General features: G+C 55.6%; 10 protein-coding genes. 6 read left to right on the plus strand and 4 right to left on the minus strand.

Annotated elements, in window-relative coordinates; translation table 11 throughout:
- Positions 1-60 precede the first annotated feature (60 nt).
- Genes ABIK48_04500 through ABIK48_04515 form a run of 4 tightly spaced genes read left to right on the plus strand, consistent with a single transcriptional unit; the run spans position 61 to position 3,830 of the window.
- Positions 61-1,020, plus strand: a complete 960-nt coding sequence (locus tag ABIK48_04500; protein MEO0021414.1) for a glycosyltransferase family 2 protein — start codon at positions 61-63, stop codon at positions 1,018-1,020.
- Complete coding sequence (locus ABIK48_04505) at positions 1,017-2,048, plus strand: lysylphosphatidylglycerol synthase transmembrane domain-containing protein (GenBank protein MEO0021415.1); 1,032 nt, start codon at positions 1,017-1,019, stop codon at positions 2,046-2,048. Before ABIK48_04500 ends, ABIK48_04505 begins: the two co-directional genes overlap by 4 nt.
- Positions 2,049-3,173, plus strand: coding sequence for a histidinol-phosphate transaminase (hisC, locus tag ABIK48_04510; GenBank protein ID MEO0021416.1), 1,125 nt, complete (start codon positions 2,049-2,051; stop codon positions 3,171-3,173).
- A 12-nt stretch (positions 3,174-3,185) separates the two neighbouring features.
- Positions 3,186-3,830 carry a DUF502 domain-containing protein gene (locus ABIK48_04515; protein MEO0021417.1) on the plus strand — a complete coding sequence of 215 codons (645 nt, stop codon included), beginning with the start codon at positions 3,186-3,188 and terminating at the stop codon, positions 3,828-3,830.
- On the opposite strand, the gene ABIK48_04520 is transcribed toward ABIK48_04515, so the two are convergent.
- From ABIK48_04520 to ABIK48_04535, 4 genes are all read right to left on the minus strand, one after another.
- Positions 3,738-6,239, minus strand: a complete 2,502-nt coding sequence (locus tag ABIK48_04520; protein MEO0021418.1) for an AAA family ATPase — start codon at positions 6,237-6,239, stop codon at positions 3,738-3,740. The two genes, ABIK48_04515 and ABIK48_04520, sit on opposite strands and share 93 nt — an antisense overlap.
- 10 nt (positions 6,240-6,249) lie before the next feature.
- On the minus strand, positions 6,250-7,551 hold the full coding sequence (locus ABIK48_04525; protein MEO0021419.1) for a TldD/PmbA family protein: 1,302 nt from the start codon (positions 7,549-7,551) through the stop codon (positions 6,250-6,252).
- Positions 7,552-7,571: 20 nt separating this feature from the next.
- Positions 7,572-8,936, minus strand: coding sequence for a TldD/PmbA family protein (locus ABIK48_04530; protein MEO0021420.1), 1,365 nt, complete (start codon positions 8,934-8,936; stop codon positions 7,572-7,574).
- Positions 8,937-9,251: 315 nt separating this feature from the next.
- Positions 9,252-10,859 carry a sigma 54-interacting transcriptional regulator gene (locus ABIK48_04535; protein ID MEO0021421.1) on the minus strand — a complete coding sequence of 536 codons (1,608 nt, stop codon included), beginning with the start codon at positions 10,857-10,859 and terminating at the stop codon, positions 9,252-9,254.
- A gap of 124 nt (positions 10,860-10,983) precedes the next feature.
- Here ABIK48_04535 and ABIK48_04540 point away from each other — a divergent pair, with 124 nt between their 5' ends.
- Positions 10,984-12,357 (plus strand): hypothetical protein, encoded by a 1,374-nt coding sequence (locus ABIK48_04540; protein MEO0021422.1) that lies wholly within the window; start codon positions 10,984-10,986, stop codon positions 12,355-12,357.
- A gap of 334 nt (positions 12,358-12,691) precedes the next feature.
- Positions 12,692-12,961, plus strand: a complete 270-nt coding sequence (locus ABIK48_04545; protein ID MEO0021423.1) for a UPF0758 domain-containing protein — start codon at positions 12,692-12,694, stop codon at positions 12,959-12,961.
- Positions 12,962-13,019 lie beyond the last annotated feature (58 nt).

Below are 13,019 nucleotides of genomic sequence, written 5' to 3' on the forward strand. Positions count from 1 at the left end.
CGGCCTGTCGGCGCCAACGCATCTCTTGACAATCATTAAAAATCCGGTATATTCAATAAAATGGGGTTTTCCAAAAACCCGCTCGTATCGGTAATTGTGCCTGCTTATAATGAGGCGGAAAACATCGAACCGCTTCTTGCTGAACTGGCAGAAAAGCTGGATGAAAATTATGAGGTAATTCTCGTTGATGATGGTTCGACAGATACAACCTTTGCGATCGCCGATGCCGCCCGGGCGCGTTATCCTTTTCTATCGGTTGTCCGTCTGGGGAAAAATCAGGGCAAGACCGGTGCGGTGCTTGCCGGATTCGCCCGGGCGCGGGGCCAATTTGTTTCCATTTTTGATGCCGACCTTCAGTTTTCACCCGATGATATCAAGCTCCAGGTCGAAATGCTGAAAAAGGGCTATGACCTGGTAACCGGCAGAAAGATCGGCCGATATGAGAAGAAAACCGTATCGCGGATCTACAATTTCCTTGCCCGCAAGCTTTTCGGACTCAAGGTTCACGACATCAATGCGCTCAAAACCTTCCGCCGGGAAGTACTGGCTGGTATGAACCTGCGCAAGGATTGGCACCGTTACATCGTCCCCCTCGCTGCCGTGCGGGGTTTCGCAATCGCTGAAGTGCCGGTCGAACTCAGACCCAGATATGCAGGTAAACCGAAGTACTCCAGCCCGTGGCGGATTGTAATTGGATTTCTCGACCTGCTGGCGGTTGCGTTTCAGGTTTCATTCATGCGCAAACCGATGCTTTATTTCGGCACCTTGGGATTTATCTCCCTTTTTCTCGGGTTTATCACCGGCATACTGGCGATCGCACTGCGTCTTGTAGGTCACGGATTCCGCCCCCTGCTTTATCTCGTAATTCTGTTTGTGCTTTCCGGCCTGCTCTTCTTTGCCGCCGGCTTTCTGGGGGAATCCATCGCCTCGGTGAATGACCGGCTGGAAAATATTGAACATCAGCTCCGACAGTCCGGGGACCGTCGAACCCCACCGGACACCGAAGAGCGTGCGGGGTGAAACACCGGTTTCAGAACATCATCCGGTTTCTTGTTTCATTCGGTCTGCTGGGACTCCTGGGTTATCTGTTCCGGCACCAGCTTGGTGCCTCTATTTCCACCCTCCAGGAGGCAGACTGGCGTTTTCTCATCCTTGCCGGCCTGATTTATCTCCTGTTTATTCTTATATCTGCCTGGCGCTGGCAGGTTCTGCTCCAAGCACAGCGGCTTTACTTTACCACCTGGTATCTTGCCCGGGTATTCACCCTAGGACTGTTCTTCTGCAAACTCCTGCCCACCTCAATCGGGGGTGATGTTATGCGCATTGCCTACACCACCAGACCGGGTATGGGACCCCAGGCATTTTCCGCCACCCTGCTGGACCGGCTGCTCGGCTTTCAGAGTCTGACTTTCCTTGCCATAATTATGGGTGCGGTTATATCTCTACGTCAGGCATCGGCACTGAGTCTTGGAGCCGGCAGGTTTACCGGTTTTGGTGTTGTGCTGCTCCTTTTTGCCATCCTTTTGCTCCTGGTGGCGGTAACCCTGCTTTTCTTCAACGACCGCGTCTACCTTTCCGTGCATTACCTGTTGAATGCTATGGGCAGAAAATTCGCCGCACTGGGGCGGCTGGGCGGACTGGTTGAACGGACTTACCAGGCGGTTAAAAACTACCGTCACCAGCCCTGGGCACTGGTCATCAGTTTTCTTTCGGGCATCGGTGTCCAGGCAGCGCTTTCCCTTGCCTGGTTTTTCACCGCCCGTGCGGTCGGCGCTGGAGTACCGCCCGTCTATTACTTTATTTTCATACCTGTGCTCAACATCGTCGTCAACATTCCGGCGATCGGCGGGCTGGGGGTGCGGGAAGCTGCCTTTGTCCTCTTCTTCACCCCCTCCTGGCTTCCCAACCGCCTGAGCCCGGAGCAGGCGTTGTCAACCGCTCTGCTTTTTCTGGCATTGGATCTGTTTTTTGCCCTGATCGGGGGTGTGCTTTTCGCCTTTATGAAACGCACCCCGCAAAGTATTACTGAAGAAAAAAAGGAGGAATAAATGGCATTGCCTTTACCCCGGCCGAATCTGGAGCGGGTCGTTCCCTACAAGCCGGGCAAACCGGTTGAAGAGGTGGTGCGGGAACTCAAACTCAAGGGCCCGGTGATTAAACTCGCCTCCAATGAAAATCCGCTTGGACCATCGCCCAAAGCCCTCGCCGCCCTGCGCAAGGCACTGCCCCAGCTTCATTATTATCCGGAAGACACCTGCTACTACCTGCGGCGCCACCTGAGTGAACTCTACAAGGTTGATTATGATTCGACCATTGTCGGCAATGGCTCGGTGGATCTGATTTATCTTGCCTGTCTCGCCTACCTTGACCCCGGTGACGAGATGATCATCAGTGCCGGCTCGTTCATTTCCGCCCGGATTGCCGGCACAATTATGAATGCCAACATCATTCAGATTCCTACCCGGGACTACCGGCACGACCTGGAGCGGATCCTTGCCAGTATCACACCGAAGACCAAGCTCATCTATCTTGATAACCCAATTAACCCGCTGGGAACAATTGTCAACCGCAAGGAGCTCGCCGAATTCATGGCGCAGATACCGGAACATGTCCTGGTTGTCCTCGACGAAGCCTATGCTGAATACATCACGAGCCGTGACTACCCGCGGGGACTGGACTTTTACAATCAGAATTACAACATTCTCGTCCTGCGCACCTTCTCGAAGATCTACGGGCTTGCCGGTCTGCGCATCGGTTATGGATTCGCACGGCCGGAAATCATTCAGACACTGATGAAGGTCCGGCTGCCGTTCAATGCCAATCGCGCCGCCCAGGTCGCCGCCATCGCCGCCCTGAGTGACACCCGGCATGTGAAACGCAGCCGGCAGGTAAACGAAGCGGGGAAGGCGATGTTTTACCGGGAGTTCAAACGGCTCAAGCTGTTTTATCTTGAAAGTTATGCCAACTTTGTCTTCGTCAACTTTACTGTTGATTCCTCGCTCATATTCGACATCCTCCAGCGCAAAGGAGTAATAACCCGCACCGTCAAGGAATACGGTTTCCCTACCGCCCTGCGGGTTTCAGTAGGACGGGAGCCGGATAACCGGCGCTTCCTCAAAGCGCTGAATGAGACCCTCGCCTATCTGCGCATCAGCACACCGTCAGCTGATTAGCACCGCCTGAGTATGCTCCCACGGCTGCGCCGCTACTTCATCACCGGGCTGGCAGCAATACTGCCGGTGGGCCTGACTGTCTTTGTCCTCTGGTTCATCATCTCCCACCTCGGCAGCATCCTCCAGCCGCTGCTGCGCCACCTGCGCTGGCTGCAACAGCTACCCTCAGTATTTTTAACCCTTATCGGTTTTATAGTTCTCATTGGCGTAATAACTCTGCTTGGTGCCGTGACCTCCGGCTATCTTGGCCGGCACTTTTTGACCTGGCTGGACCGTTTCTTTCGCCAGCTGCCGCTTGCCAGCTCAGTTTACACCTCAGCCCGCCAGCTTACCGATGCGGTCTTTATCAAACGCTCCTCACTGCGCAAGACGGTGCTGGTTGAATACCCCCGGAAGGGGATTCTTGCGCTCGGTTTCCTCACCGGTGAAGAACCGGTGGAACTTGCCGACGGCCGCCGGGCATTTCTGGTTTTTTTCCCGACCGCACCCAACCCTACCAGCGGCTGGCTGGCAATCGTTCCGGAAACCGATATTGCGGAAACGCCTCTCAGTATTGAAGAAGGATTAAAGTTTGTCGTCTCGGGCGGACTGGCGCGACCCGCTGACTTTCGTGTCTTCGGCCCGAAACCGCCGGAAGAGCTCAGCCAGCTCCCTTAAGCGTGCCTTCACCCGGCCGTTAACCGTGTCCGGCGGATAATCACCATTGTGCCCGGGGCTCCCTGCCGGCACGCCGGTAAGCAGCTCGATCCCCTGGTCGATCGTCTCAATCGCATAGATGTGAAACCGGCCCTGGCTTACCGCCTCAACCACATCCTCCCTCAGCATCAGGTCGCCAAGGTTTGCCTTCGGAATCAGAACCCCCTGGGAACCGGTTAAACCCTTCTGCCGGCAGATATCAAAAAATCCCTCGATCTTCTCATTAACCCCGCCGATCGGCTGAATCTCACCCTTCTGGTTCACCGAGCCGGTCACTGCCAGATCCTGACGCAGGGGCAGCCCGGCAAGCTCGGAAAGCAGCGCATAGAGCTCGGTTGAAGAGGCGCTGTCGCCGTCAATCCCACCATAAGACTGTTCAAATGTAATCGATGCCGAAAGCACCAGCGGCATATCCGCCGCATACTTGTTCCGCAGATAACCGGTGATGATATAAAGCCCCTTGTCGTGGATCGGACCGGACAGCTCCGCCTCCCGCTCGACACTGATGATCCCGGCAGTTCCCACCCCGACCTTGGCGGTAATTCGGACCGGGATTGCAAACGAATGCTCAATCAGATCGTAGACCGCCAGTCCGTTCACCTGCCCCTGAACTTTTCCTCTGACATCAATAAAGAGAAGCCCTTTGCGGATACTCTCCTGCAGTTTTTCCTCGATCAGCCGGACCCGCTCCCGGCGTTTTTCGATTGCGGTCCGCACATGCTCCGCCTTCACCACCCGGGACTGCGCCTTGCCCGCCCAGTAGTTTGCCTCCTTGAGCACATCGGCGATAATATTGAAGCGGGTGGTCACCTTGTCCCTTCGCCCTGCCAGCCGGGCGCCATACTCAATCATCCTCGCAACTGCGGACCGGTCAAAGGGCCGGAGATTCTCCTTTTCACACAGCGCCCTGATGACCTGACTGTATTCAGCTGCCGAACTCCGGTTCAGATCCATCTCCCAGTCAAAGTCCGCCCGGACCTTGAACACCTTGCCAAACTCCTCATCATAAGCGGCGAGCAGATTGTAAACCCAGGGCTCACCGATCATGATTACCTTCAGATCCAGGGGAATCGGTTCCGGTTTGAGCGCGGTCGTACCAAACAGCGAGACAAACGGATCATAGGCGGAAATCTCCAGCTGCCGGTTGCGCAGCGTCCGCTTGAGATTGGGCCACACCCCGGGCTCAAGCAGCAGATCGAGCGCATTGACGACCAGAAACCCGCCGTCCGCCCGCACCAGTGAACCGGCCTTAATGTGGGTAAAATCGGTCCGCCACTGCCCGGAGCGGTCCCAGATTCGCTCAATCGAACCGAAGAGATTGCGATAACTGGGGTTGGTCTCAAAGACCACGGGAGCGGTCTTCTGCTCCGAGTTATCAACGAGCACATTCACCCGGTATTTCAGATAGGGATCAATGCCGGCTGGCGGTCCGGCTTCGGCTTCGCCACTGCGCTGACGGAACAGATCAATGTCGGCTAACACCGCGGTCCGCACCTCATCAAGATAACCGGATACTTTGGGGTCCTGATGGTGCTCACGGATTTCTGCCAGCCGCTCTTCCAGGAGCGGACTCACCATCTGCTTGTCCAGTTCGGCCAGATGTTCCCGTGCCTGCCGCTCATACTCCCGCAGTTCCTTGAAGATCGCCATCAGCTCCGCGGTCAGTTCCCGGTGCCGGTTCTTCAGCTCATTCGCCCGCTCCGGAGTCAGCTTGCCCTCCTCCACCAGCCGGTCAAGCACATCGACACTCACCGGCTGCTTGTCAACGATCGGCGCCAGCTCCGGCCGGCCCACCGGCGGTGTCTGCACGAGTGCAAACCCCTCACTTGCCACCTTCTTCTCAAAATCCCGGACCCGTGCCGCCCCCTGCTCCTTGAACCGGTCGATGATCTCCTGCCGCGAATTCTGGTACGCCTCGCCCTCGAACTGCCGCGGAATGTTTTTTACCAGATAGGCAACGAGCTCATCCATCTCCTGGCGCAGCTGCCGGCCCTCGCCCGCAGGCAGCAGCAGTAAATGGGGCTCATCCGGATTCTGAAAATTGTTCACAAAACACTTGTCAGTCAGAGTCTTGACGGGCCGCGCCGTTTCCAGCAGCCTCTGAACCGTGCTCGTTCGTCCCGAACCGGCCGGACCGGTCACAAATATGTTGTAGCCCGACGCTTCGATCTCCAAGCCAAGGCTGAGTGCTGCCAGTGCCCGCTCCTGCCCGACAATTTCCCGGGAAATCTTCAGCTCTTCGGTGGTCTTGAATTTCAGATAGTCATCCGGACAGCACCACCGCAGATCTTTTGGCTTCAGCTCCAGCCGGCAGAGATCGGTCAGCGCCGAAGTCCTGCCCGCTCTCTTTGCACGCCTTGCTTTTGACATAACTGCCCCCTTACTCCTTGCATGCCACCCGTAAACTGGAAAATTTTATAAACGGGAGATAATAATCACCCAGGTCCCGCTGTGTTGCGCCCACCGCCTCCACCCTTTGAAACAGCTCATAAACATTGCCGGCAACGCTTACATCCTTGAGCCTGCCGGTGATATTGCCCTTTTCAATCTTGTAGCCACAGCTGACATTCAGCGCCACCTCACCGGCAAGAAGATTGGACATCCCGCCGCCCAGAAAACCGTAGACAAGAATGCCGGCGGGAATATCCTTGATCACGCTTTCCAGCTCAGCAGTCCCGGGTTCAATTTCAATATTACTCAGACCTGGTGCGGGCAGGCTGGAATAGCTCCGTACCGCGGAACCGGTTGAGTCTGTGCCACAGGCGGCTGCGGTTGCCAGGTCATAAATGAAACCCTTGAATACCCCACGCTCAAACAGCACATTCCTGACCGCCGGCAGCCCCTCACCATCGAATGGAGCGGATGCAGTCCCGAACGGCCGGAGACGATTGTCCGCGAGCGTAATCTCTGCACTCAAAACCGGCTGATTTTCCCGGTTGATCAGGGGCGAAGTGCCTTTCTGCCGGTTTTTACCGTTGACCGCTATCAGCAGGGGCAAAAGCAGCTGGGGCAGCGCAAACGGCATTACCACCACTGGATAATCCCCGCTTTTGAGTGTTGCCTTCTGCTTGCCCAGCCGGGCGAGATTTACCACGCGCTCTGCCACCTGATCGAGCGGAAAGCTCTGCCCGCCGGAAAGATTGACATAATCATAAACCCAGAAAATCCCGTCCTGCACCAGCAGTCCGGCAATCGACAGCTCCAGCTCCACCCGCTCAAAACTGAGGTCAACCCCGCGGGTGTTTGCCACCCCGATCTCACGATAACAGCGGCTGAAATGCAGATCAACCTTGAGCTCGGGCATCCGGGAATTCAGCGCCTCAATCAGATCCCCACCCCACTCCCGCATCTTCTGAATGTTGACGAGCAGGGTGCGGTTATCAAAGGTCGGAACCGCCGATGGCTCAGCCGGACGCGGCAGGTCAAAACGGGCGGTCTGCCCGAAAGCAGCGGCATCAATCGCAGCCCGGACCTGCTCTTCCAGACGCTCGGGATTGGTGCTGGCGGCAAAACCCACCTTGCCGTTTTTAATCACCCGCAACCCCAGACCATGGGTCAGCTTGGTCTCCTGAGCGAAGAATTTACCCTGCCGGAAAACCACTTCGGTCAGGTCAACCTCACTCTCATAAACATCCGCCTGCTCCACCCGGCTGGCTGCCAGCTCCAGGAGCTCAAGTCTCATCTCACCTCCTGCTGGTTAACTTAGCGGCCACCGATTACCACATTCCTGATTCTGATGTGCGGGGCACCGGTTGTGACCGGCAGCGGCGACTGTCCATCCTTGCCACAACCGCCGAGCCCGCCGTGAATCATCAGGTCATTACCGATGGCATCAATATTCCTCAGGGTCTCAAACACATTGCCGGCAAGGGTCGCATCCCGGACCATCTTCGTGAGCCTGCCATTCTCAATCCGGTAAGCATACTGGGAAGAAAAGGTGAATGTTTCCAGCTCGGTCATCCCGCCCCGGCTGCCCACGACATAAAGCCCGTCTTTGACCTCAGCCAGCATCTCATCAAATCGCCGGTTCTGGGGCACGATGTAGGTGTTACTCATCCGCACAATCGGAGCAAAACGGTAACTGATCGCCCGGGCATTACCGGTCACACCTTCCCCCATCAGATAGGCGGTATGCCGGCTGTGCAGGTGGCTGGCAATCACCCCGTTTTTGATCAGGTCGGTGCGCTGCGCCGGCACACCCTCGTCGTCATAGCCGTAACTGCCGTTTTCACCCGGCAGGGTCGGATCATCAACAATTGTCAGCTCCTCAACCCCGTACCGGGTGCCGATCCGCATCAGCTGCTTCAGCCGGTCATTTTCGGCAATATGGTCCGCCTCACTCAGATGGCCGAACGCCTCATGGGCAAATATCCCGCCGAGCAGCGGATCAATGATCACCGTATATGTCCCGGCAGTCACCGGCTCCGCCTTCAGCAGGTCAATCGCAATTCTTGCCACCCGTTCAACCATACCTTCCCTGCCCCGAAGCGACTCAAACCCGGCAGCCCGGCCAAAGGACTCTCCATACTGCTGAATGTTGGCTCCATCCCGGGCAATCGCCTGACAGGAAAACCCGGTGCGCACAAACTCCTGCTCAATGTAACGGTCCTCGCTGGAATACCAGTAAACGGTCCGGTGGCTGTCCAGATATGATGCTACCGTACTTACTATCTGCTTCGGCGCCAGAAGCAGCCGGTTGTAATCGTGAATCAGCTGCTGCTTTTCCGCAAGCGGCACCAGCCTCGGGTCCTCATGTCTGGGCAACCGGATAATCTCGTCAAGTGCCGGCAGAAAGATCAGACCGCCATCCCGCGGCGGCAGCTCCGCTGCCTGAATTGCCAGCTCATCTGCCAACTCCTTCAGCGACTCATCCACGGTATTAAAACTGGCAATCACCCAGTTTCCCCGATAAAAAACCCGCAGACACCCGCCCCGCTCAAAACCGGTGCCAATGTCCTCAAGCTCCCGGCCGCGGTAGACAATCCTGGTGGTTTCACTTTCCTCAATCCGGATATCGGCATAATCCACCGCCAGCCCGGCAAGCACCTCTTTAAGAAACGCCTTCATATCAGCATACAGAGAATAAAAAATTATAAACTAATGTCAACTTTACCGGCACAACGAAAAAGGGCGATGCACCGTGGGAACTGGCGCATCGCCCAATTTATCTGTCCCGGCTGCGGAATCCAGCCGAAACTCAGAGCGCGAACCCCCTGTATTCCCTGTTCAGGCTCGGTCAAAGGCACTTATACTTATGCAAATCATGTGCCATTTATAAATATTTAACTAAACTCTTTGTTTTTAAATAGTTGCAGAACAGGGCAATTCTCACGCCATGCTTAATAAAACGCCAGTGCTGCTTATTTTTTCAGCAAATCTGGGCTAACTTATGCCGTATTCTCTGATTTTCTTCCTCAGGGTATCGCGATGGATTCCCAAAAGCGCTGCTGCCCGGCTCTGGTTGCCATTACATTTTATGAGTGCCTCCTGGATTGCCAGCTTTTCCAGCTCTGCCAGTTTGAGCGACCCGACAATCTGCTCAATGCCGGTCACAGTGCGGGCTTTAGGTCCGGGTGCAGACGGGGTTACATGTGCCTGAAACTGGGCAATGGCGGTAGCGATATGTCCGACGCCGATGATGTGCGTGTTTTCATACTGTGCCCGGTCATACGCCTGATTGATAATTGCCCGCAGGGTCCGGACATTGCCGGCTGCAAACAGCGGTCTTTCTCCGGAAATATGCTGGAGCACAATCTGCGTGAGAAACCGCACCGCGGTCGGGTCAGACTGCAGCTTCTGCCGGACATAGGGATTTCTGTTCCGTTCGGTTACAAAGAACTCAAAAAACTCGCCGATATCATCCTCAACCGTCTGCGGCTTTTCCCCGGACCAGCGCTCGGCAACCGAAGGCACCGTAATGCAGTGGTGAACCAGCCGGGTGTAGAAGTCGCTCCGGAACCGCTGCTGCAGCTCCTCAATCGTCCGGTTTGTTGCGGTTATGATCCGGACATCAACCTCCTTCTCCACTGAACTCCCCAGCCGCTTAATCCGGTGGTACTCAATTACCCGGAGCAGTTTCTTCTGCAGCTCCTGGTCAATCTCGCCGATCTCATCCAGAAACACGGTCGACCCCCGGGCGGTCTCAAAGATTCCGGCACGCGGTGTCCGCGCATCGGTGAAGGCGCCGGTTTCATGGCCGAAAAGTTCATCAATGCACAGATTCTTGTCCATCGTGGTCATCTGCACCGTCAGCACATTCCTTCTCTCCGGCACGCGCTCGGAATAACGGTAACTCAGCCGGTGAATCGCCTGGGCGACAAGCTCCTTGCCGGTGCCGGGCGGACCGATCACGAGCACGATACTGTCAGTTGGGGCGGTGCGCTCAATTTCCCGCACGAGTGCCGCCATCCGCCGGGACCTGCCGACCACCATATGATGCGTCTCCCGCCAGTAAAACCGCTTATCCTCGGTAAGTGGTCTGAGCGCACACAGATCCAGCTTTTGCAGCACCGCCAGCTCCTCTGGCTCCTCACCTGCAGGACCGGCGAAATGACATTCCCCCACACCGGGGACCTGACAGATATCAATATACCGTTCCGGCGACTGCAGCACCTCAGCGCTCAGGTGAAAGACCACCGGTGCAATCTGCTCAATGTCAAGATGACGCAGATGGTAATAGATGATAAACCCCTGAAGCCGGCGGACATCCATTACCAAACCGGCAGGACGCAACCCCAGAGGAAAAACCGCCAGCTTCTGCTCGCTGTCCACCGCGGAAAAATCGACTCCGAGTACGATTCCGGCAACATGGACCCCGGCATTCTGCCGGTACCATTTTCTAATCGCCTCCAGACAGTCACAATAGACAAACTCAAACTCCTGGCCCAGCCTCCCTTTATCAAACTGACGGGCATATTCCACCAGGGTTTGAAACCTGCCCGGTCTGTCATAGACCACAAGCACAACTGGACGCTGTCCCCGACTGCTCATATCTGTTTTTGATAATTATATCTGCAGAAAACTGCCGCTCAAGAAAATCTGCACTGCCGAATTTTTCAATTTTCTCATGATTGAAATTGACTTTCTGCCTCCTTGCTGATAATTTATTTGTGTTATGCCGATTTTTACTGCGGTTTTTCTTCTAACCGGGCTGATTTCCGGTCCTGGTCTGACCAGGACACAAACTGCCTGCACCGCAGCACCGCGCTTCACCGACAACCAGGCCTCATTTGATATGTATCAGGACGAGATTGTAATTGACACCTGCTCCATAGTGGTGCTTGCGGGTGCTCAGGACTCTGCTGGCAACATCTATGCGCTCGTCGTCACCCCGGAATCAATTCTGAAAATCTACCGCTCTTCAGATCGCGGCGGTTTCTGGGAGGTGATGCTGACAATGCCGGTGCCGGCTCCAGTCAGCCAGGCAGAACTCCTGATCGCCGGAACTGACCCGGCAAAAATCTTCATATTTTTACTGACAACGGCTGCAGGCGGAGACCTTTGGCTGATGCGGACCACCTCCGATTTCACAGACCGGGACTGGCTGCCGGTAGCGGTCGGTCCGGATACGATCGACCGGTTTACCGTTACAGTTGACAACAACAGCCGCCCCTGTCTCTACTGTCTCTATGTCCGGGAACACCGGACCGGACCCAATGGCCGGTTCACCCGCTCGCTGGATCTCGGCAGCACCTGGGAACCGTTTCAGGATTTCTACAACTGCTCCCAACCCTGCCTTTACTTCGGTGCCGGCACCCTCCACTGCGCCTGGTGCTATGCGATTGACAATCGCCAGCTCCATTACACCCGGAACCGGCACTTTGGTGCGCCCGGCCGGTGGGAGCCCCTGCAGGTGCTTTATGCCACTGGCGAACGGTGCCTGACACCGGTGGTGGTTCAGGCAGAAACACTTCCTCCCTGGCGGGCACCGGTCTGGATCGCCTGGAGCGTTGCCCGGCGCGATACTGAGATGCTGGACCTGCTCATCACCTGCTCAACCGACGGTGGGAGCACATTTTCGACGCCGGTAAACCTCGGTGAGCCCTTCATTGATGAATGGTGGCCCAGCCTTGCCGCCACCAGCACCACGGTCAACCTGCTTTACAATGCGGGTGCCGGCGGTGAAAATGACCCGACGGTGATTTATTACCGGTATGCCCGCTGCTATGCACCCCAGCTGCTGAGCTCTCCGCTGAAAATTAACGATTCGCGGGCTAATCCAGCGGTCTCTGGTGCCCGACCCCGGGCGCTCGGTTCTGGCGCCCTGTTCAGCCATTATGGAGCAGGCACAACCGCCCGTGGTCTCTACTTCTACCGGCTCACACCCCGATTTGCGCTCCAACCCCGCACTCCAAAACCGGCATCAACCACCAGCATGATTCTTGATCCTGCCGGCAGAAGGGTAAACCTGACCGGCTCCCGCCGGAAAGCCGGGGTTTATTTTCTATCCGAAGGGGACCGCTGGCGCAAACTACTGATTCTGCGTTAGTTAACACAACCATGCCCCCACCAGACCCCTCAACCCACGGTCGGGGGAACTGCCCCCAGAGCAGGCTGAAAAGGGGTATATAAACATAACACATTGATAAAAATTAATTTATAACTGCGGGCTAAAACAGGGGTGAATTCTCCGGTCCGCATGTGCTCAAATAATAAATGGCTGACCTGTCTTCCGGGGTTTACACCCGCATGTTGCTTACAAATTTACTACAGCTTGACTTTATTATAGCACTTAGCATATTTAATGTAAGGTTTATAAAATGAGCTGCTGTAATTGCGGGTCAGGGTATGAGGATTATTATTGGCGACATCCGGGTGGCAAGTTGCGGGAAATTGGGGCTGATAAACTTACCGATGCCGAACTGTTGGCGATTCTCATTTCATCAGGAATTAAGGGAAAAAGCGCGGAAAAAATCGCAAATGAGCTTCTTGAGAGATACGGCTCGCTTGAAGGCTTAGCAAACCAGCCGCTTGAAGGGTTGCTACAAATTAAAGGTCTGGGTGATCGGAAAATCATCCGCATCGCTGCGGCATATGAATTAGCCCGACGGTTAATGGAGAAAGGAAAGTCCTGTGAGCCCAGAAGGAAATAAGAATACAAAATTAACCGAAAAGCCGGCGCGAATACCGGACATCCGGAAAACCTCCCGC

The organism is candidate division WOR-3 bacterium, assembly GCA_039801085.1.
GTDB lineage: Bacteria > Hydrothermota > Tepidihabitantia > Tepidihabitantales > Tepidihabitantaceae > JAOABP01.